This window comes from Massilia sp. 01N417 (genome assembly GCF_056399645.1).
This window is the reverse complement of record NZ_JBFTRS010000008.1, coordinates 178563-197459: the sequence shown is the minus strand read 5'-3', so window position 1 is coordinate 197459 and position 18897 is coordinate 178563. Positions and strand designations below refer to the sequence as shown.

Annotated in this window: 21 protein-coding genes; 9 read left to right on the top strand and 12 right to left on the bottom strand. The window is 66.9% G+C overall.

Annotated features, from left to right (window positions below; all coding sequences use genetic code 11):
• Positions 1–2: 2 nt before the first annotated feature.
• Positions 3–488, top strand: coding sequence for an MgtC/SapB family protein (locus AC1DOQ_RS11470; protein ID WP_477363529.1), 486 nt, complete (start codon positions 3–5; stop codon positions 486–488).
• Positions 489–503: 15 nt separating this feature from the next.
• On the opposite strand, the gene AC1DOQ_RS11465 is transcribed toward AC1DOQ_RS11470, so the two are convergent.
• Entirely contained in the window at positions 504–953 is a 450-nt protein-coding gene (locus tag AC1DOQ_RS11465; RefSeq protein WP_477363526.1) for an efflux RND transporter periplasmic adaptor subunit, read from the bottom strand.
• Between the two features lies 1 nt (position 954).
• Positions 955–1263 carry a hypothetical protein gene (locus AC1DOQ_RS11460; RefSeq protein ID WP_477363524.1) on the bottom strand — a complete coding sequence of 103 codons (309 nt, stop codon included), beginning with the start codon at positions 1261–1263 and terminating at the stop codon, positions 955–957.
• A 261-nt stretch (positions 1264–1524) separates the two neighbouring features.
• On the opposite strand from AC1DOQ_RS11460, the gene AC1DOQ_RS11455 reads away from it, so the two are divergent.
• Both AC1DOQ_RS11455 and AC1DOQ_RS11450 read left to right on the top strand, forming a co-directional pair.
• The gene (locus AC1DOQ_RS11455; RefSeq protein WP_477363521.1) at positions 1525–1803 is read left to right on the top strand and encodes a hypothetical protein; all 279 of its coding nucleotides are present in this window, start codon (positions 1525–1527) and stop codon (positions 1801–1803) included.
• Positions 1804–1816: 13 nt separating this feature from the next.
• Positions 1817–2203 (top strand): hypothetical protein, encoded by a 387-nt coding sequence (locus AC1DOQ_RS11450; RefSeq protein ID WP_477363518.1) that lies wholly within the window; start codon positions 1817–1819, stop codon positions 2201–2203.
• Here AC1DOQ_RS11450 and AC1DOQ_RS11445 read toward each other — a convergent pair whose 3' ends face one another.
• The 4 genes from AC1DOQ_RS11445 to AC1DOQ_RS11430 all read right to left on the bottom strand — a co-directional run bounded on the left by AC1DOQ_RS11445 (position 2204) and on the right by AC1DOQ_RS11430 (position 5176).
• On the bottom strand, positions 2204–2548 hold the full coding sequence (locus tag AC1DOQ_RS11445; RefSeq protein WP_477363515.1) for a four-helix bundle copper-binding protein: 345 nt from the start codon (positions 2546–2548) through the stop codon (positions 2204–2206).
• Between the two features lie 74 nt (positions 2549–2622).
• Entirely contained in the window at positions 2623–3930 is a 1308-nt protein-coding gene (locus tag AC1DOQ_RS11440) for a Xaa-Pro dipeptidase (protein ID WP_477363512.1), read from the bottom strand.
• Complete coding sequence (gene pnuC / locus AC1DOQ_RS11435) at positions 3927–4571, bottom strand: nicotinamide riboside transporter PnuC (protein WP_477363509.1); 645 nt, start codon at positions 4569–4571, stop codon at positions 3927–3929. Before pnuC ends, AC1DOQ_RS11440 begins: the two co-directional genes overlap by 4 nt.
• 104 nt (positions 4572–4675) lie before the next feature.
• Complete coding sequence (locus AC1DOQ_RS11430; RefSeq protein WP_477363506.1) at positions 4676–5176, bottom strand: pyridoxamine 5'-phosphate oxidase family protein; 501 nt, start codon at positions 5174–5176, stop codon at positions 4676–4678.
• A 191-nt stretch (positions 5177–5367) separates the two neighbouring features.
• Here AC1DOQ_RS11430 and AC1DOQ_RS11425 point away from each other — a divergent pair, with 191 nt between their 5' ends.
• The 6 genes from AC1DOQ_RS11425 (at position 5368) to AC1DOQ_RS11400 (ending at position 12609) form a co-directional block, all read left to right on the top strand.
• Positions 5368–6609, top strand: a complete 1242-nt coding sequence (locus tag AC1DOQ_RS11425) for a glycosyltransferase (protein ID WP_477363503.1) — start codon at positions 5368–5370, stop codon at positions 6607–6609.
• A 12-nt stretch (positions 6610–6621) separates the two neighbouring features.
• On the top strand, positions 6622–7794 hold the full coding sequence (locus AC1DOQ_RS11420) for a glycosyltransferase family 4 protein (protein WP_477363500.1): 1173 nt from the start codon (positions 6622–6624) through the stop codon (positions 7792–7794).
• 131 nt (positions 7795–7925) lie between these two features.
• Positions 7926–9554, top strand: coding sequence for an L-aspartate oxidase (nadB, locus tag AC1DOQ_RS11415; RefSeq protein ID WP_477363497.1), 1629 nt, complete (start codon positions 7926–7928; stop codon positions 9552–9554).
• Between the two features lie 146 nt (positions 9555–9700).
• Positions 9701–10600 (top strand): DMT family transporter, encoded by a 900-nt coding sequence (locus tag AC1DOQ_RS11410; protein ID WP_477363494.1) that lies wholly within the window; start codon positions 9701–9703, stop codon positions 10598–10600.
• A 96-nt stretch (positions 10601–10696) separates the two neighbouring features.
• Positions 10697–11599 (top strand): NAD-dependent protein deacetylase, encoded by a 903-nt coding sequence (locus AC1DOQ_RS11405; RefSeq protein WP_477363491.1) that lies wholly within the window; start codon positions 10697–10699, stop codon positions 11597–11599.
• Positions 11596–12609 carry an alpha/beta fold hydrolase gene (locus AC1DOQ_RS11400; RefSeq protein ID WP_477363488.1) on the top strand — a complete coding sequence of 338 codons (1014 nt, stop codon included), beginning with the start codon at positions 11596–11598 and terminating at the stop codon, positions 12607–12609. The genes AC1DOQ_RS11405 and AC1DOQ_RS11400 overlap by 4 nt, the downstream gene beginning before the upstream one ends.
• Positions 12610–12612: 3 nt before the next feature.
• Here AC1DOQ_RS11400 and AC1DOQ_RS11395 read toward each other — a convergent pair whose 3' ends face one another.
• The 6 genes from AC1DOQ_RS11395 to AC1DOQ_RS11370 all read right to left on the bottom strand — a co-directional run bounded on the left by AC1DOQ_RS11395 (position 12613) and on the right by AC1DOQ_RS11370 (position 18825).
• Positions 12613–12864 (bottom strand): NUDIX hydrolase, encoded by a 252-nt coding sequence (locus AC1DOQ_RS11395; RefSeq protein WP_477363485.1) that lies wholly within the window; start codon positions 12862–12864, stop codon positions 12613–12615.
• 282 nt (positions 12865–13146) lie between these two features.
• Positions 13147–14025, bottom strand: coding sequence for a carboxylating nicotinate-nucleotide diphosphorylase (nadC, locus tag AC1DOQ_RS11390; protein WP_477363482.1), 879 nt, complete (start codon positions 14023–14025; stop codon positions 13147–13149).
• Positions 14022–15164, bottom strand: a complete 1143-nt coding sequence (gene nadA, locus AC1DOQ_RS11385) for a quinolinate synthase NadA (RefSeq protein ID WP_477363479.1) — start codon at positions 15162–15164, stop codon at positions 14022–14024. The genes nadC and nadA overlap by 4 nt, the downstream gene beginning before the upstream one ends.
• 102 nt (positions 15165–15266) lie before the next feature.
• Entirely contained in the window at positions 15267–16868 is a 1602-nt protein-coding gene (locus tag AC1DOQ_RS11380) for an ABC-F family ATPase (RefSeq protein ID WP_477363476.1), read from the bottom strand.
• A gap of 119 nt (positions 16869–16987) precedes the next feature.
• Positions 16988–17905 (bottom strand): muramoyltetrapeptide carboxypeptidase, encoded by a 918-nt coding sequence (gene ldcA, locus AC1DOQ_RS11375; protein ID WP_477363473.1) that lies wholly within the window; start codon positions 17903–17905, stop codon positions 16988–16990.
• Entirely contained in the window at positions 17902–18825 is a 924-nt protein-coding gene (locus tag AC1DOQ_RS11370) for an alpha/beta fold hydrolase (RefSeq protein ID WP_477363470.1), read from the bottom strand. The genes ldcA and AC1DOQ_RS11370 overlap by 4 nt, the downstream gene beginning before the upstream one ends.
• Positions 18826–18897 lie beyond the last annotated feature (72 nt).

Genomic DNA, 18897 nt, shown 5'->3' with positions numbered 1-18897 from the left:
CCATGGACTACCCGGACATCCTGTTGCGCCTGAGTACCTCGGTCCTGATCGGCGGGCTGATCGGGCTGGACCGTAACCTGCGCGGCAAACCGAGCGGGATCAGGACCCTCGGCCTGGTCAGCCTCGGCGCTTGCCTGGCGACCATGGCCGGGATGAACATGCTGACCGCGCATGGGCAGGTCGATACCTCGGCGGTCAGCCGCGTGATCCAGGGGCTCGTCACCGGCGTCGGATTCCTCGGCGCAGGCGTCATCGTCCACGAGAACGGCGGCGACCGCATTCGCGGCCTCACCACCGCAGCGTCGATCTGGATCACCGCCATCCTCGGCATCCTGTGCGGCCTGGGGTCCTGGCAGATCGCCTGCATCGCCCTCGCCTTCGTTTTCCTCCTGTTCGTGCTCGGCAAACCGCTGGAGCGTGCGCTGCACCGGCGCTGGCTGAACAAACCGACCGACGAGCAGCGCGAGATCAACCTGCACGACGAGTGAGGGTGTCGGTGACGCTCATTGCGGCGCCCGCGCCAGCGACCGGAAAATCGCGCCTTCGGCGGCCACCTGCTCCCCTGCCAGCACACCCGACAGCACCACGCGCATATTGCCGCATTCGGCCCCCGTGCGGATCGTCCGCCGTGTGAAACTGCGCCCGTCGCTCGTGACGAACACCGTCATCGTGTTCTTGCCGTCGGCAACTACGGCATCGGCCGGCACCGCCAGTTCGGTCACTGCGGGCCCGGTGTCGATCGTGAAGGTGACCGTCATCCTGGGATGCAGCAGGTTGTCCGGGTCACGGACCTCGGCGCACACCACGGCGCGGCGGTTTTCCGGATCCGGCGAAGAGGCGATGCCGGCGATCGAGCCGCCGAAGTTCCGGTCCGGATAGGCCTGGACCGTCGCCCTGACGGCTTGCCCCAGCTGTAGCCCGGCCAGGTTGCTTTCGTCCGGATTGGCGGTCATCCTACAGGGCCTGTCCTTTCCGGATCGCGTCACGGGCCCGCACGGCAATCGACAGGATGTGTCCGGAAAAAGGCGGAAACAAGGGCAGCTCCCGCTCCTGGTCGACGTCGACATGGGCCAGTGTCTCGAGCGTCGGCTTGCATTGCACGGATTGCACCTGCGCCAGCCGGATATTCCTGGCTTGATGAGCGGGCAGGACGAGGGTGTCGTGAGGAAGGCCGGAGGCCGGATGGGCGCCCTCGGCGGCTGCATCAAGGCTTGTCGTTTGGCATCGGGTCAGGCCGGCTGCGCCGAGTGCCCTGGAAAGCATGCCATACCAGGATACAAGTCCAGTGCGCGATCGTGGGCGGGGCATGTCGGGTAGGCCTCAACTGGTGTTAGGCAAGTGCGTCACATGGGCTGGCTTCCGCGAGCCAAGGTCGTTTCGATGGTAGCACCGCGATCTTCCCTTCCACATTACGGACTCGTAATCATTGACCCGCCTTTCGCGAGCGCCGTTCGAACCGTGTTGGCGCTCCGACCGAACGTACGGGACAATACCTCCGAGCGAACGGACGACACGAGGAGCGCCATGAACATCACGGTAAAGAACACGACCCCGGACACGACCCGCATCACGCTGGTCGGCGAACTGCAGGACGGCAGCTTCAAGGCCAAGGTGATGCCGGAGACCGACGTCCCCTACACGCCGTACTGGGAGCACCAGCTCGAACAGCGCATGGTCTATATCCAGCCGGATCCCGAGCAGCTCAAGGCGATCGTCGCGGCACTCAACGACCGCCGCCTGACGCTGGACCAGTTGCAGAGTTTCGGCAGCGCCGGCGGCGGCGAATCCCAGATTCCGGTCTGAAAAAGGAGGTTTTATGAGCACGCAACAGGGCAAGAGCAGCGATGCGCCGACCATCGGCGTCGGCAATCTCACCAGCGGCGAAGCCGGCGCCACGCCGGACCACGAAACCATGGCCGAGACCGGCGGCAGCGGCGGCGAGGCGCTGACCAAGCCGCACAACGAAGAGACCGAGGGCCACTGGCAGTCCGGCGAGCCGATCAAGAACCAGGGCGACGCCTTGCAGCACGCGGTGGACACTGCGTCGGACAGCGAGGGCGCGGGCACCGCCGCCACCGCGAGCACGCGCGGCGCCCAGGACACCCACAGCCGGCAGGCCGGCATCAATCCGACGGGCCTCGGCACGCCGGAGACCGGCGGCAACCAGTCCGAGGGCGACCTGGCGCCGCCCTACCAAAAGTAACTAGACCCTGCCGATCATGGCTTCGCAGGCCTCGGCGCAGCGCGTGCAGGCCTGGGCGCAAGCCTGGCAGTGCTCCATCTGGTGCTTGCCGCACTCGGCGGCGCAGGCCGTGCAGATTTCGGCGCAGAGCCGGCACAGCTGGACGGCGAAGTCGCTGCCGCGCGCCATATAGGCCGCCGCCATCCGGCAGATGGCGGCGCAATCCATGTCGAGCGCAATGCAGCGCGCCATCATCTTGACGTCGTCCTCCTGCAGGCAGGCGGTCGAACAGTTGTCGCAAGCCGCCGCGCAGGCGTAACAGGCGTCGATACAGGCCTGGTATTCCGGGTGCTGAAAATTGGACATCGCATCCTCCATCGGTGGGTCGGCTTTCAGATTACCACCCGATGGAGAATGCTTTCGTATGAATGGACCGGCGCTCAGCGGGCTGCCTGCGCACCCTTCACCACCGCCCCGCCCTTCATCACGAACTTCACGCGGGTGAGCTCGGCCGGGTCCTTCAGCGGGTCGCCGGCGACGGCGATCAGGTCCGCATACTTGCCTGCCGAGACCGAACCGATACGGTCCTTCCAGCCCAGCAGGTCGGCGGCATTGATGGTGGCCGCCTGGATCGCCTGCATCGGGCTCATGCCGTACTGGACCATGTAATGGAACTGGCGGGCGTTGTCGCCGTGCGGGTAGACGCCGGCATCGGTGCCGAAGGCCATCTTGACGCCGCCCTTGAAGGCCTTGCGGAAGTTGTCGCGCTGGAGCTGGCCGAGGGCGCGTTCCTTGTCGAGCGACTCCTGCAGCATGCCGGCCTTGGCGCCTTCCTGCAGGATGTAGTCGTCGTTATAGATATCCATGACGAAGTAGGTGCCCTTCTCGCGCGCCAGGCGGATGCCTTCGTCGTCGACCAGGCTGGCGTGTTCGACCGAATCGACGCCGGCCAGGATGGCGTCGCGGATGCTGCTGGCGCCATGGGCGTGGGCGGCCACGCGCCGGCCCAGCTTGTGCGCTTCCTCGACGATGGCCTTCATCTCTTCCAGCGTGAGCTGCTGGGCGCCCGGCTCGTCGCCCTTGGACAGCACGCCGCCCGAGGCGCAGATCTTGATCACGTCGGCACCATACTTCGCCATCTCGCGCACCTTGGCGCGCGCCGCCCACGGACCGTCGGCGACGCCGTTCTCGGTGTAGTGGAAGTCGTGCGGCAGCAGGTTGTTGTCGCAGTGCCCGCCCTGGATGCCGATCGCGTAGCCGGCCGTGCGCATGCGCGGACCCGGCAGTTCGCCCTCGTTGATGGCGTCGCGCAGGGCAACGTCGCCGAAGCCGCTGGCGCCCACGTTCCGCACGGTGGTGAAGCCGGCGTTCAAGGTCGCCTGGGCCGAATGGGCGCCGTACAGGGCGGCGCGGATGTCGGACACGCCCAGCGACTGGTAGCCGTGCTGGTGCGGATCACCGGTCAGGTGGGTGTGGGCGTCGATCAGGCCCGGCAGCACGGTGGCGCCGGACAGGTCGACCACCTCGGCGCCGGCCGGCACCGCGATGCTGCCGCTGGGGCCGACCGCGGTGATGCGGTCGCCGTTGATCAGGATGGTCTGGTTGTCCAGCACCTTGCCGGCGACCACGTCGACCAGCTTGCCGGCGCGCACGGCCACCACATGCTGGGCGGCGCCGCTGGATTCGGCGTGGACGGAGGCGGCGATGCCCAGGATGGCCAGCGAGGCCGCGACTGCTTTCAGTTTCATGGACGGATGCTTTCGGTGGGGATGCTATCGGTGGATGGAAGCGCGGCCAGCTTGTGCCAGTTGCGCCAGGAAACCAGGGCGTTGATCCAGAAGCCGGCATACAGCACGGCGGTCAGGTACAGCCCGCGGCTGAAATACAGCGGCGTGGCGATTGTATTGACGAGCAGCCAGAAGACCCAGTTTTCCACGCGGCGCTGCATCATCAGCATCTGGCCGATGATGCTGAACACGAGCACGGCGGAATCGGGGAAAGGCGCGTAGGCGTTCGTGAAATGGTGGAGCATGGCGCCGTAGGCGACCGTGGCGCCCACGCCGAGGGGCAGGATGCGCAGCATGCTGGCCATGCCCGCGTGGGTGACGGGCAGCGCTTCGCCGTGCCGGCCGCGCAGCCACTTCCACCAGCCGATCAGGCCGGTGACCACGAAGAACAGCTGCAGGGCGACGTCGGCGTACAGCCGGTTCTGCGCGAACAGCAAGCCGAACAGCAGAGTGCCGACCACGCCGGTCCACCAGGTATGGATATTGTTGCGGCCGGCCAGCACGATGGCGACGGCCGTAAACACGTTCGCCGCCAGTTCGAGCGGCGCGGTCGCGCTCAGCGCCGTATAGACATCGGCCGCCAGTTCCTGCAACCCGATCATTGCTCCCGGCCCTGCCCTTCCAGTTCCATTGCCGCCCCTTCGTGAAGAAGCGTGTACTGTACGTCAGCGGGCCGGTTTATTGCAAGAGTGGAATTTTCTGGCGCTTAATCCAGGCGGATGGATTTGTGTTCGCTGTCCAGGTCCGGCTTGTCGCCGGTGATCGCGGCCTTGGCCATGGCGAAGATGCGGACCATCTTGCTGTCGTTCGAGTCCCAGTACTCGGCCGAGTGCGGATCCACGCGGATCAGTACCACGTGCTCGTCCTCGGGGCCGGCCGGGAACCAGGCCTGGACGCCGGTATTCCACATGGCGCGGATGCGTTCGCGGTCGACCACGCGCTCGGCGGTGCCGCTCACCGACACGTACAGGCTGTCGTCCTGGTCGGCGAAGCCCAGGTTGACCTGGGGGCGGTGGGCGATGCAATCCCACAGCGCGGTCAGGGTCGAGGTGTAGAACCAGATGCCGCCATCGGCATCGACCTGCTGCCGGGTCATCGGCTGGCTCAACAGGTGTCCATGCTGGTCCTGCCAGGTGAACATCGGAAAGCGCACGTCCTTGATCTTGTCGTGCAGTTTGGCCACTTCGGCGGCGTGGTGGGTAGTCATGGGCAGTCCTCGTGAATGGCTGATGTCCGTGCATCCTAGCGCCAGCCGGATGCCGGGTCGGTGCGCAAGCGAACATCGGCGCGGCGCTTTTTTGAGACTCGTCAACCATGCCGGAAAGCGGCTAAAACCCGGGTTTCGGCGCCATATAATCACGTGTCAGCCGCCGCCAACGAGCATGGAGTCCGTCGCGAATGCCTTCCACTCACCGCCGTGCACAGCCGTTTCCGGACGTCGCCGGCCTGGGCGCGAAGCATGCCGCCGCCCTCATCGCGAATTCCTTTGCCGGTGCTGCCGAACCGGCGCGGCTGGTGGTGCACGTGGTCGAAGCGCTGGACAGCGCCCACACGGAAACCGGCCTGCTGAACCTGATCCGTCATTTGCCGGCCGAGCGCTACCGCCACGCCATCGTCTGCCTGGGCGGCCAGGGCGACTACGAAGCCGGCCTGCGCGAACAGGGGGTCGAGATCGTCAAGCTGCACCGGCAGGAGCGCGGCCTGCTTCACTACCTGCGCCTCTACCGCGTGCTGCGCATGCTGCGGCCGGACCTGATCCACACCCGTAACCGCTCCGGACTGCCGGCCCAGCTGGTGGCGGCGCTGGCCGGCGTGCGGCTGCGGGTGCATGCCGAGCACGCGCGCGACCTGGGTCCGGACGGCGCGCCCTGCTTTCGCGGACAGGCCCTGCGCCGCCTGCTGCGTCCCCTGATCGACCATTTCATCACCGCAAATGGCGACCTCGAACAATGGCTGGTGGGGGCGATCGGCGCCGAGCCGGCGCGTGTCACGCAGATCGCCAACGGCGTCGACAGCGTGCAATTCCACCCGCGCCTGGGCCCGGCGGCGGCGGTCGGGCCGGCCGGATTCATGCACGACGGCGTGTTCGTGATCGGCAGTATCGGCCGCATGGACGACAGCGCCAACCATACGCTGCTGGTCGAGGCCTTCCTGCGGCTGATCGCCTCGCCGCATCCGGCCCACCAGCGCCTGCGCCTGATGATCGTCGGCGACGGTCCGGTGCGCGCCGAATGCCAGGCGATGCTGAACCGCGCCGGCGCCGCGGCCCGCGCCTGGCTGCCCGGCGCCCGCAGCGATACCGCCCAGCTGCTGCGCGCGATGGACCTGTTCGTGCTGCCCTCGCTGACCGAGGACCGCGCGAACGCGATCCTGGAAGCGATGGCCAGCGGCCTGCCGGTGGTCGCCAGCGCGGTCGGCTGCAATACCGAGCTCGTGCATCCCGGCTTTACCGGCATCCTGGTGCCGCCGACCTCGACCGAATTGCTGGCGGCGGCGGTCTCGGATTACTGCCGCATTCCCGAGATGGCGGCCCGTCACGGCGCGCGCGCCCGCAGCCACGTGATCGCCCGCCACAGCATGCCGGCGATGGCGCGCGACTACCTGGCCGTCTACGATGCGCTGACGGGTTTCGATAGCTAGGCGGGACAGCCGATGCGCGTGCTGCACCTGCTCGACCATTCCGCGCCGCGCCGCAGCGACTACAGCCGCCGCGCCCAGGCCCTGCTGGAAAAGCTGCGCGACCAGGGCGTGCAGACCGTCCAGCTCACTGGCACCAGGCAGCCGGCGGCGGAAGCGCATGGCGGCGGCTGGCATGTCTACCGCACGGCACCCCTCGGCCGGCGTCTCCCTTTCGTCCGCACCGCGGCGCCGGATTCCCGTCTCGGTGCGGCGATGTCGACGGCGGCCCTGGCGCTGCGCCTGCGCCAGGTGGCTAGGCTGACGCGGCCGGACCTGATCCACGTCCACCTGCCGAGCGCGAACGCGGTGGCCGCGTGGCCGGTGGCGCGCCTGCAGAAGCTTCCGCTGCTGGTCGAGGCCGAGCGCCGTGGACTGGCCGCGCCGGCTTATCCCTTCCCGCGCGCGGAACGCTGGGCCCTGGGCGCGGCCCATGCGATCGCGGCCGGGACAGCCCAGCTGCGGGCCGCCTTGCGTGCGGAGGGCCTGGCCGGGAGATCGATCGCCGTGATTCCGCCGGCGCCGGACCTGGTGCCGTGCGTGCTGGCCAGCGCCAGGATGACGAACCTGGTAGGGGCGCCGCTGCTGGCCTATGCGGGCGGTCTGGAGCCGGACGACGGTCTGGCCTTGCTGCTGGCGGCCCTGGCCCAGCTGCGGCGCAAGCACCCTGGATTGCGGCTGCTGGTCGCCGCCGGCGGCGAGCGCGAGGCCTGCTTCGAGCAGTTGCTGGCCCAGCCGGGTCTGCGCGGCCACGTCGTCTTCGCCGGTCCGCTCTCTTACCGGCGTGCGGCCGATGTGCTGCCGCGCGCCGATATCGCCGTATTTCCGGCGCTGGGACTTGCACCCTCCCTGCAGCCGTCCCGGCACCTGCTCAACGCGCTGGCGCAGGGATGTGCGGTGGTCGCATCCGACCTGGCCTGCCACCGCGAGCTGCTGGTGCACGGGCATAGCGGGATGCTGTTCGAGGCCGGCAAGCGTGCGTCGCTGGTGAACGCCATCGAGCGGGTACTGGCCGAACCCTGGCGCATCGATGCCATGGGGGCCGCGGCGCGCGACTTCATGAGCACGCGGCGCAGCTGGGAGTTGACGGCGGCGCGCTACCGGCGCATCTACGAAATGGTCGTCAATAAACGTGATGCATCACGTTAAAACACGGATGATAACGCGGACCGCCGCCAATGCCGCTCCAACAAGGCCGGCGCAAATCGTCTATAGTGATGCCTCTCCACAAAACTAAAAGGGCTTGAGACCCTCGGCAGGTTGATCAAGCCTCCACCATTATGAAATTCGATGTTGTAATCGTCGGCAGCGGCCTGGCCGGCCTGTCGGTTGCCCTCCACCTGGCGCAGACCCGCACGGTGGCCATCATCTCCAAACGCGAACTCCTCGACGGCGCCAGCAACTGGGCGCAGGGCGGCATCGCCGCCGTCCTCGATTCCGGCGACAGTCACGACCAGCACATTGCCGACACCCTGGTGGCCGGCGCCGGCCTGTGCGACGAAGCCGCCACCCGCTTCATCGTCGAACACGGCCGCGAAGCCATCGAGTGGCTGATCGAGCAAGGCGTGCCGTTTACCCGCGACGAGAGCGCGGAACTCGGCTTCCACCTTACGCGGGAAGGCGGCCACAGCCAGCGCCGCATCATCCACGCCGCCGACGCCACCGGCCACGCGGTCCAGGTCACGCTGGAACAGAAGGTGCGCGCGCATCCGAACATCTCGCTGTTCGAGCACCACTGTGCGATCGACGTGATCACCTCCGACAAGCTGAGCGCCGGCGGCGTGCATGGCGGCGCCCCGAGCCTGGTCGGCCAGCCGCGCTGCTACGGTCTCTACGTGCAGGATGAACAGAGCGGCAAGGTGCTGACCTTCGAAGCGGAGCACACCGTGCTGGCCACCGGCGGCGCCGGCAAGGTCTACCTGTACACGACGAATCCGGACACGGCCACCGGCGACGGCATCGCCATGGCCTGGCGCGCCGGCTGCCGGGTGTCGAACATGGAATTCATCCAGTTCCACCCGACCTGCCTGTACCACCCCTACGCGAAATCCTTCCTGATCAGCGAGGCGGTGCGCGGCGAAGGCGGCCTGCTCAAGCTGCCGCCCGAAGCCGGTCTTGCCGCCGGTACCCGCTTCATGCCGGCCCACGACGAGCGCGGCGAACTGGCCCCGCGCGACGTGGTCGCGCGCGCCATCGACTTCGAGATGAAGAAGCGCGGCCTGGATTACGTCCACCTGGACATCTCCCACCAGAGCCCGGAATTCATCAAGGAACACTTCCCGACCATCTACRCACGCTGCCTTGAGCTGGGCATCGACATCACCCAGCAGCCGATCCCGGTGGTGCCGGCCGTGCACTTCACCTGCGGCGGCGTGGTGACCGACCTGGCCGGCCGCACCGATATTCCGGGCCTGTACGCGGTCGGCGAGACCGCTTACACGGGCCTGCACGGCGCCAATCGCCTCGCCAGCAACTCGCTGCTGGAATGCCTGGTGGTGGGCCGCGCCTGCGCCCACCAGATCGCCGCCGCGCCGCCGTCCGAGCTGCCGAGCCTGCCGGCCTGGGACGAAAGCCGCGTCACCAATGCCGACGAAGAGGTCGTGATCGCCCACAACTGGGACGAACTGCGCCGCTTCATGTGGAATTACGTCGGCATCGTGCGCACCACCAAGCGCCTGGAGCGGGCGCACCACCGGATCCGCCTGCTGAAGGAAGAGATCGACGAGTATTACCGCAACTTCCGCGTCACCAATGACTTGCTGGAACTGCGCAACCTGGTCGAGGTGGCGGACCTGATCGTGCGCAGCGCGCTGTCGCGCCGGGAGAGCCGCGGGCTGCATTATTCGCGGGATTATCCGGATACCTTGCCGAAGGCGCTGCCGAGTGTGTTGACGCCGCGGCGGCGTTAACGTCATCCCCGCGTTCCAACGTCACCCCCGCGAAAGCGGGGATCCAGACTGAGCTTCAGAATTCGGCTGATTCGCGATAATTCGGTGCGTCCGAGTTCGAATGCTCAGCATGGGTTCCCGCCTTCGCGGGAACGACGACGAAATTCATGAACCAAAAACTCACCCCCTCCACCATCCTCCTCCTGACGATCCCGCCCCTGCTCTGGGCCGGCAACGCCATCGTCGGCCGCCTGGTGCGCGAAGCCGTGCCGCCGATGACCTTGAACCTGCTGCGCTGGACGATCGCGCTCCTCATCCTGCTGCCGCTGGGCCGCGCCGCGCTGAAACCCGGCAGCGGCGTACTGGCCAACTGGCGCCGCTATGCGCTGCTGGGCCTGGCCGGGGTCGGGTTGTACAACTCGCTGCAATACCTGGCCCTGCAGAGCTCGACACCGATCAACGTGACCCTGGTCGCGTCCGGCATGCCGGTGTGGATGATGCTGGTCGGGCGGCTGTTCTTCGGCGTGCCGGTGCGGCCGTGGCAGGTGGCCGGCGCGGTGCTGTCCATCCTCGGCGTGCTGGTGGTGCTGTGCCGCGGCGATATTCACCAGCTGCTGAACCTGCGGCTGGTCGCCGGTGACCTGTACATGATCCTGGCCACCATCGCCTGGTCCTTCTACAGCTGGATGCTGCTGCAGCCGAAGGACGCGCCGGCGCTGCGCGCGGACTGGGCAGCCTTCCTGGCGACCCAGGTGGCGTACGGCCTGTTGTGGTCGGCGCTGTTCACGGGGGTCGAATGGGCCATCGATGCGCATGCGATCGCCTGGAGCGGCAAGCTGGCCGCAAGCCTGCTGTTCGTCGCCGTCGGCCCGGCGGTGCTGGCCTATGCGCTGTGGGGCGCCGGCATCCGCCGCGCCGGGCCCGGCATCGGCGCCTTTTTCGTCAACCTGACGCCGCTGTTCGCGGCCCTGCTGTCCTCGGCTTTCCTGGGCGAATTGCCGCACACCTACCATGGCCTGGCCTTTGCCCTGATCGTCGGCGGCATCGTCGTTTCCAGCCGGCGCTGAGTCATGCTGCGGCGCAGCGCGATCGCTGGTATCGTGTGTCCGTCCCGTCAGTAAGGGTGTTACGATCCCGAGGGAAGACAAAGAGGAACCACCACAATGGCTGAAGGTTTTACCGTCCACGACCACGCGGCCCAGCTCGCCGAATTCCTGGACCGCCACCCGCGCGCCCTGGTGCTGACCGGTGCCGGCCTGTCCACCGCGTCGGGCATTCCCGACTATCGCGACCGCGACGGCACCCGCCGCGGCCGCCCGCCCATCCATGGGCCGGATTTCCGCAAGTACGACCACGTCCGGAAACGCTACTGGGCGCGCAGCATGATCGGCTGGCCGGTACTGTCCAGGGCGCGGCCGAATGCCGGCCATGTTGCGATCGCAGCATTGGAGAAACTGGGCAAGATCGGCTCGGTGCTGACCCAGAACGTCGACGGCCTGCACGGCCAGGCCGGCAGCCACAGCGTGCTCGAACTGCACGGCAATATCCACTCGGTGGTCTGCCTGGAATGCTCGGCGCTGTTTCCGCGCGCCTTCGTCCAGGGTCAGTTGGCCGAGCTGAACCCGCACATGCTGCATGCGGACGCGACTCCGCTGCCGGACGGCGACGCTTCGGTCGAGCCGGCCGAACTGGCGGATTTCCGCCTGCCGCAGTGCGTGTGCTGCGCCGGCACCCTGATGCCGAACGTCGTGTTCTTCGGCGATAACGTCCCGCCGGCACGCACCGCCATCGCCCTCGACCAGATGGAACGAGCCGACGGCCTGCTGGTGGTCGGCTCCTCGCTGATGGTGTATTCGGGCTTCCGCTTCGCCCGCATGGCGCGCGCCAGCGGCAAGCCGATCGCTGCGATCAACCTCGGCCGCACGCGCGCCGACGACCTGCTCGACATAAAAATCGAAGAATCCAGCGAGCGGGTCCTGCCCCTCGTGGCCGAGCTGCTCGCAAGGACTGGGGCTGGATCTGAAAGAGTCACGCCATCCATTCAACTCGACGGGGGAACATTGTGACGAACAACATCAAAGGCTGGCAGATCGGCGCCGCTGCGGCCGGGCTGGGACTGGCCGCATCTTTCTTTTACGTGCGCGCGAAAACGAAACAGGCCGAGGCCGAGAATCCGCCGCAGGGACGCTTCGTGAAGGTCGATGGCGTGCGCCTGCATTACATCGAGCGCGGCGAAGGCCCGGTGCTGGTCCTGCTGCACGGTAACGGCGTGATGGCCAACGATTTTGAGCACAGCGGCCTGCTGGACCGCGCCGCCGAGCACTACCGCGTGATCGTCTTCGACCGCCCGGGTTTCGGCTACAGCGAGCGTCCGCGCAGCAAGGTGTGGACGCCGCAGGCCCAGGCCCGGCTGCTGCACCATGCCTTGCGGGAGTTGGACGTCGAGTCCGCCATCGTCCTCGGCCATTCCTGGGGCACGATGGTGGCGCTGGCGATGGCGCTGGAGGCGCCGGACTTCGTGCGCGGCCTGGTGTTGCTGTCCGGCTATTACTACCCGAGCCTGCGCGCGGACGTGCTCACTGCGGCCCCCGCGATTCCGCTGGTCGGCGACTTGATGCGCTATACCGTCTCGCCAATCGTCGCCCGCATGCTGTGGCGGCCGATCGCGAAACGGGCCTTCGCGCCGCAGCAGGTCGACGCACGGTTCCGTGAACTGCCGGTCTGGATGATGCTGAGGCCGAAGCAACTGCGTGCCAGCGCCGCCGAAACCGCCATGATGATCCCGTCCGCGACCTCGCTGGCCAAGCGCTATCCGGAGCTGAAGGTGCCGGTCATCGTCATGTCCGGCACCAAGGACCTGATCGTCGACTTCGGCCACAATTCCGAGCGCCTCAGCGAGCGCATTCCGGACAGCGAGCTGCAGTTGCAGCCCGGCGTCGGCCACATGACGCATTACGCGCATCCGGACCAGATGATGGCGGCGATCGATTCGATCGCGGCGCGGGTGGGCGAGCCGGTGCTCATGCGCACGCCGCAGGCGGAGGCGATGGCGCGGGCCAGCGAGAGCGGGGTCTGAGCTTCAAGCCCGGCGGGCGCCCAGCCAGCCGCGGAGCGCGCGGATGATCGCCGCATCGTTCGGATGCACGGCGACTTCCGCCAGGCGGGCGGCCGGCACCAGGTGTACCGCCTGGGTTTCCCAACCCATGGCCGAGGGACAGCCGCCGATGCGTTTCGCGAGGTAGTAACGGGTATAGGTTTGCGTGCGCCGGACGTCCAGCAAGAAGGCTTGCAGGCGCACCGCGAGGCCGGATTCCTCGAACACTTCGCGCACCGCCGTCTGCTGCAGGGTGCCGCCGGGGTCGACCCGGCCTTTCGGAATTCAGGCCGGGCGGCAGGATGAACCCGGGCTCCTCCACCGTGCCGCCGTCATCGGCCGGGAGCGCGCACGGCGCCAGCATAATCCCATTCAGTTCGGCCGGCATCGCGCAAGCGGGTACGGCGGTCGCCTGCGCGCCGCAGTCCGCCCAGTGCGTCAGGGCGGTGGGCGAACTGGGCCGGTGGATGACGACCGGATCGCCGTCATCGTTGCGGCAGGGATGATGAACCAAGCCGTTCAGCCGACGATCCTGAGCGAATAGTCGGTCGCCCGCACATCCTTGGTCAGGCTGCCGACCGAGATGCGGTCGACGCCGGTTTCGGCAATCGCGCGCACGGTCTGCAGATTGATGCCGCCGGAGGCTTCCAGCAGCGCGCGGCCGTCGTTGATGCGCACGGCTTCGGCCATCATGTCGAGGTCGAAGTTATCCAGCAGGATCGAGACGGCGCCGGCGGCCAGCGCTTCCTCGAGTTCCGCGATCGACTCGACTTCGACCTGGATCGTCACGCCGGCATTCAATGCCGCCGCCGCGTTCAGGGCCGGCGTGATGCCGCCGGCCGCCGCGATGTGGTTTTCCTTGATCAGGATGCCGTCGTAGAGCGCCATGCGCTGGTTGGCGCCGCCGCCCACGCGCACCGCGTACTTCTGTGCCTGGCGCAGGCCCGGCAGGGTCTTGCGGGTATCCAGGATCTTCGCCCGGGTGCCGGCGATGACGTCGACATACTTGCGGGTGGCGCTTGCCACGCCGGACAGCAGCTGCAGGAAGTTCAAGGCGGCGCGCTCGGCCGTCAGCAGCGAACGCGGCGAGCCTTCGATCGTGCAGACCACGCTGTCCGCGGCCATCAGGTCGCCCTCGGCATACTGCCAGTCGATCTCGATGTCCTGGTCGACGGCCAGCATGATGCCTTCGAACCAGGGCGCGCCGCACAGCACGGCTTCTTCGCGGACGATCACGCGCGCCTTCGCACGCGGCTCTTCCGGTACCAGCTTGCCGGTCAGGTCGCCGGTGCCGACGTCTTCCAGCAGCGCGGCTAGGAGATTCTGTTCGAACGAGGCCTGCAGCTGTTCGTTGAAAGCGCCGCCTTCTTCCGCGAACGGGTTACGTAGTGTGGTCATGCTGGTCCAATCCCGGAGAACAGTTTGCTTTCCTGCTCCAGCGAACCGGTCGGCAGGGCCTTGGCTTTCTTGGCGGCGGCGAAATCGAGCATGCGGTCGATGGCTTTTTTCGCCTGGCGGCCGGTTTCCGGATCGACGTGGATCTCGTTGCGTCCGTCCGTCGCTTCCAGCACGGCGGCCAGGTTGACCAGGCCGTTCATCGCCATCCACGGGCAGTGGGCGCAGCTCTTGCAGGTGGCGCTGTTGCCGGCGGTCGGCGCATCGATGAAGTGCTTGCCCGGCGCGGCGGCGCGCATCTTGTGCAGGATGCCGTTGTCGGTGGCGACGATGAAGGTGGTCGCATCCATGGTGCGGGCGGCGTCGATCAGCTGGGTGGTCGAGCCGACCGCGTCCGCCTGTTCGACCACATTGGCCGGCGATTCCGGGTGCACCAGGACCTTGGCGTCCGGATACTGGGCGCGCAGCAGGTCGAGCTCGATGCCCTTGAACTCGTCGTGCACCAGGCAGGAACCCTGCCACAGCAGCATGTCGGCGCCGGTCTTCTTCTGGATGTAGGCGCCCAGGTGGCGGTCGGGCGCCCACAGGATCTTCTTGCCCTGCTTGTGCAGGTAGTCGACGATGTCCAGGCCGATCGACGACGTCACCATCCAGTCTGCGCGCGCCTTCACGGCGGCGGAGGTATTCGCGTAGACCACCACGGTGCGGTCCGGATGCTGGTCGCAGAAGGCGGCGAATTCGTCGGCCGGGCAACCCAGGTCCAGCGAGCAGGTCGCGTCCAGGTCCGGCATCAGGATGGTTTTTTCGGGGCTGAGGATCTTCGCGGTCTCGCCCATGAAGCGCACGCCGGCGACGACCAGGGTCTTGGCCGGATGGTCGCGGCCGAAGCGCGCCATTTCCAGCGAGTCCGAAACGCAGCCGCCGGTTTCCTCGGCCAGGTCCTGCAGGTCGGCGTCCACGTAGTAGTGGGCAACCAGCACGGCCTCCTTTTCCTTCAGCAGGCGCCGGATGCGGTCTTTCAGGGCTTCCTTTTCGGCCGCCTCGACGGGCGACGGCACCCGGGCCCAGGCTTCCGAAGTCGAGCACACGCCGCCTACGGGGCGGTCGTACTCGAAGGTTTTGATTGGAGCAATGGTATTCATATCAATGTCACCATGTTGCGTGGGCACGGGGTGCCCACCCTACGATCGCGTCACGCAGGGTGGGCACGCCGTGCCCACGTTTTACGTTCGCATCACGAAAATTTATTCGAGGCCCTGGCTCTTCAGGTAATCCTCGTAATTGCCCTGGAAGTCGACCACGCGGTCTTCCTTCACCTCGAGGATGCGGGTCGCCAGCGAGGACACGAATTCACGGTCGTGCGAGACGAAGATCAGGGTGCCGGCATACTTGTCCAGCGCGATGTTCAGCGACTCGATCGATTCCATGTCCATGTGGTTGGTCGGTTCGTCGAGCATCAGCACGTTGTGACGGCCCAGCATCAGCTTACCGTACATCATGCGGCCCTTCTCGCCGCCGGACAGCACGCGCACCGACTTCTTGACCTCGTCGCCGCCGAACAGCAGGCGGCCCAGGATCGAACGCACGGCCTGGTCGTCGTCGCCTTCCTTGGTCCACTGGCCCATCCAGTCGGTCAGGTTGAGGTCGGTGGCGAATTCCTCGGTCGGATCCTGCGGCATATAGCCCGGGTTCGCGTTCTCGGCCCACTTGATGCGGCCGGTGTCGGCGTCCATGCCGGTGACTTCGTGGCCACCGATGGAACGCAGCAGGGTCGTCTTGCCGGCACCGTTGGCGCCGATGATGGCGATACGCTCGCCGGCCTCGACCATGATCGAGAAGTTCTTGAACAGCGTGCGGTCGTAGGACTTGCTCAGGCCCTCGGCCTCGACGGCAAGGCGGTGCAGCTTTTTCTCGCCTTCGAAGCGCACGAAGGGATAGGCGCGCGAGGACGGCTTGAATTCCTCGATCTTGATCTTGTCGATCATCTTGAGGCGGGAAGTTGCCTGGCGGGCCTTCGACTTGTTGGCCGAGAAGCGGCGCACGAAGTCCTGCAGCTCGGCCACTTTTTCCTTGGCCTTGGCATTGTTCGCCAGCTGCTGGTTGCGGGCCTGGGTCGAGGCTTCCATGTAGTCGTCGTAGTTACCCGGATAGACCTTCAGGGTGCCGTAGTCCATGTCGGCGACGTGGGTACAGACCGAGTTCAGGAAGTGACGATCGTGCGAGATGATGATCATCGTCGAGTTACGCTGGTTCAGCATGTCCGCCAGCCAGCTGATCGTGTGGATGTCCAGGTTGTTGGTCGGTTCGTCCAGCAGCAGGATGTCCGGATCCGAGAACAGGGCCTGGGCCAGCAGCACGCGCAGCTTCCAGCCCGGCGCCACGGCGCTCATCGGGCCCTGGTGCAGGTCGGTGGCAATGCCCAGCCCCAGCAGCAGTTCGCCGGCGCGCGCTTCGGCCGAGTAGCCGTCGTATTCGGCGACCTTGCCTTCGAGTTCGGCGGCCTTCATGTAGTCGTCGTCGGTCGCTTCCGGGTTCGCGTAGATGGCGTCGCGCTCGGCGATCGCGTTCCACAGCTCGGTGTGGCCCATCATGACGACGTCCAGCACGCGCACGTCTTCGTAGGCAAACTGGTCCTGGCGCAGCTTACCGAGGCGCTCGCCCGGGTCCAGCGACACATTGCCGCCCGACGGCTCGAGGTCGCCACCCAGGATCTTCATGAAGGTCGACTTGCCGCAACCGTTGGCGCCGATCAGGCCGTAGCGGTTGCCGTCGCCGAATTTGACGGAGATGTTCTCGAACAGCGGCTTGGCGCCGAACTGCATCGTGATGTTGGCTGTAGATAGCACTTGGTAACCTTCCTGCGGAGTTAACGCGACTTGCGCGGTTCTATTCAATTAACCGCGCATTTTACCATTGCGTAGCTACAGAGTGAGCGGCCGGCCACTATGCAGACAGGCAAATCCTCTCAGCCGGCGCGAACGGTCGGATAATCGGACATCGTCAGGTGCCAGCCGGACGCGTCCGACACCAGATGCCCCTGCGCCCCGAAGGGAATCGTCACCCGGCGCTGGATATGCCCGAATTCCAGCCCGGTCAGCACCGGACACGGCAGGGTCGCGCGCAGATAGGCCAGCATTTCGTCGAAGTTATAGCCGTTATCGGCCGGCGCCAGCCGGTAGCCCGAGAAATCGCCCAGCACGATCGCGCGCTGTCGCGCCAGTACGCCGGTCTGCATCAGCTGCAGCAGCATGCGTTCGACGCGGTAGGGATGTTCGGCGATGTCTTCCAGGAACAGGATGCCGCCGTCGATCCGCGGGAAGTAGTCGGTGCCGGCCAGCGACATGAGCATCGCCAGGTTGCCGCCCCAGACGGTGCCGTTGACGTCCAGCGCCGGATTGCCAACGCCCTGCCCCGTCAAGGTGTGGGTCGGGCCCGCCAGGCAGCGCCAGAAATCACCCAGGGTGAACTCGTCCGGCTGCGGCGCGCTGAAATCGCCGGCGAACATCGGGCCGGCGTAGCTGATCGCGCCGCGCCGGGCGTAGAGGGCCATGTGGAAGGCGGTGATGTCCGAGAAGCCGACGAAGATCTTGCCGCTGTCGGCCATGCGGTCGAAGTCGATGTGCGGCAGCAGGCGGGTCATGCCGTACTGGCCGCGCAGCGCGATCACGAGCTGCACGTCGGGATCCGCGGCGGCCGCGCTCAGCTGCGCCAGCCGGGCTTCGTCGGTGCCGCCAAAGCGCAAATGACGCTTGTCGTGCTCGTAGTAGTTATGGACCAGGATGCCCTGGGATTCGAGGCGGGCGATGCCGCGTGCTACTGCTTCGGCATCGGGCGCGTAGCCGCCCGGCGCGACCAGCGCGATGCCAATTTTCGGAGTGATCACTGTTTGACGAAAAGCCGCGGTGTTGAGTCGGGCGTCATCTTACCGTGGGCATGGGCGTCGATCAAGGCGAGCAGCCGCTCCAGCAGTTGGGTGGGCAGGTCGTGGCCCATGCCTTCGATCACTTCCAGGCGGGCGTTCGGAATCGCCTCGGCCGTGTCCGCACCGCAGGCCAGCGGCACCATCGGGTCGGCCGCGCCATGGATCACCAGGGTCGGGGCGACGATGGCGTGCAGCTGCGGCGTGCGGTCGCCGCAGGCGGCGACGGCCAGGATCTGGCGCAGCACGCCGCCGGGGCAGCAGTTGCGCCGCAGCGCGCGCGCCACCCGGCGCCGCAATTCCTTTTCCGGGGTCGGGTAAGTCGGGCTGCCGATCGCCTGCAGCAGCTGGACGCCATGCTCGACCATGGCCTCGGCATCGTTCGGCTTGGGACGGCGCATCAGCGCGCGCTTCACGGCGGGTGCCGGACCCGGCAGGCCGCGCCGTCCGCTGCTGGACATCATTGAGGTCAGGCTCAGTATGCGCGAAGGATATTTGGCGGCCATCAACTGCGCGATCATGCCGCCCATTGACATGCCGACCACGTGGGCGCGCGCCACGCCGAGGGCCGACAGGACGCCGACCGCATCGTCGGCCATGTCTTCCAGGGTGTAGGGAGGGTGGATCGGCCAGCGTACCAGCGACTTCAGCCAGGCCAGGGCCAGGTTCGGGGTGCCGGCATGCTCGAACTTGGTGGACAACCCGGTATCGCGATTATCGTAACGGATCACATAAAAGCCGAGATCGACCAGGCCTTCGACGAACCCGTCCGGCCAGGCCGTCAACTGCAAGCCGAGGCCCGAGATCAGCAGCAAGGGTGCGGCTTTCGGATCGCCCGCGGTGTCGAAGGCGATGCGGATGCCGTTGGCGTTCAGGCTAGGCATGGCGGCAACACTCGCGTCGGTATCGCCCGCGCGAAGAACGGAAACGGAGGGAGTGCCGGGCGATGGTCGAAT

Excerpts from the sequence above, each read along its gene's own strand:
- AC1DOQ_RS11470 (WP_477363529.1), top strand. The coding sequence starts at position 3 with ATGGACTACCCGGACATCCTGTTGCGCCTGAGTACCTCGGTCCTGATC.
- AC1DOQ_RS11465 (WP_477363526.1), bottom strand. The coding sequence starts at position 953 with ATGACCGCCAATCCGGACGAAAGCAACCTGGCCGGGCTACAGCTGGGG.
- AC1DOQ_RS11460 (WP_477363524.1), bottom strand. The coding sequence starts at position 1,263 with ATGCTTTCCAGGGCACTCGGCGCAGCCGGCCTGACCCGATGCCAAACG.
- AC1DOQ_RS11455 (WP_477363521.1), top strand. The coding sequence starts at position 1,525 with ATGAACATCACGGTAAAGAACACGACCCCGGACACGACCCGCATCACG.
- AC1DOQ_RS11450 (WP_477363518.1), top strand. The coding sequence starts at position 1,817 with ATGAGCACGCAACAGGGCAAGAGCAGCGATGCGCCGACCATCGGCGTC.
- AC1DOQ_RS11445 (WP_477363515.1), bottom strand. The coding sequence starts at position 2,548 with ATGTCCAATTTTCAGCACCCGGAATACCAGGCCTGTATCGACGCCTGT.
- AC1DOQ_RS11440 (WP_477363512.1), bottom strand. The coding sequence starts at position 3,930 with ATGAAACTGAAAGCAGTCGCGGCCTCGCTGGCCATCCTGGGCATCGCC.
- pnuC (WP_477363509.1), bottom strand. The coding sequence starts at position 4,571 with ATGATCGGGTTGCAGGAACTGGCGGCCGATGTCTATACGGCGCTGAGC.
- AC1DOQ_RS11430 (WP_477363506.1), bottom strand. The coding sequence starts at position 5,176 with ATGACTACCCACCACGCCGCCGAAGTGGCCAAACTGCACGACAAGATC.
- AC1DOQ_RS11425 (WP_477363503.1), top strand. The coding sequence starts at position 5,368 with ATGCCTTCCACTCACCGCCGTGCACAGCCGTTTCCGGACGTCGCCGGC.
- AC1DOQ_RS11420 (WP_477363500.1), top strand. The coding sequence starts at position 6,622 with ATGCGCGTGCTGCACCTGCTCGACCATTCCGCGCCGCGCCGCAGCGAC.
- AC1DOQ_RS11410 (WP_477363494.1), top strand. The coding sequence starts at position 9,701 with ATGAACCAAAAACTCACCCCCTCCACCATCCTCCTCCTGACGATCCCG.
- AC1DOQ_RS11405 (WP_477363491.1), top strand. The coding sequence starts at position 10,697 with ATGGCTGAAGGTTTTACCGTCCACGACCACGCGGCCCAGCTCGCCGAA.
- nadC (WP_477363482.1), bottom strand. The coding sequence starts at position 14,025 with ATGACCACACTACGTAACCCGTTCGCGGAAGAAGGCGGCGCTTTCAAC.
- nadA (WP_477363479.1), bottom strand. The coding sequence starts at position 15,164 with ATGAATACCATTGCTCCAATCAAAACCTTCGAGTACGACCGCCCCGTA.
- AC1DOQ_RS11370 (WP_477363470.1), bottom strand. The coding sequence starts at position 18,825 with ATGCCTAGCCTGAACGCCAACGGCATCCGCATCGCCTTCGACACCGCG.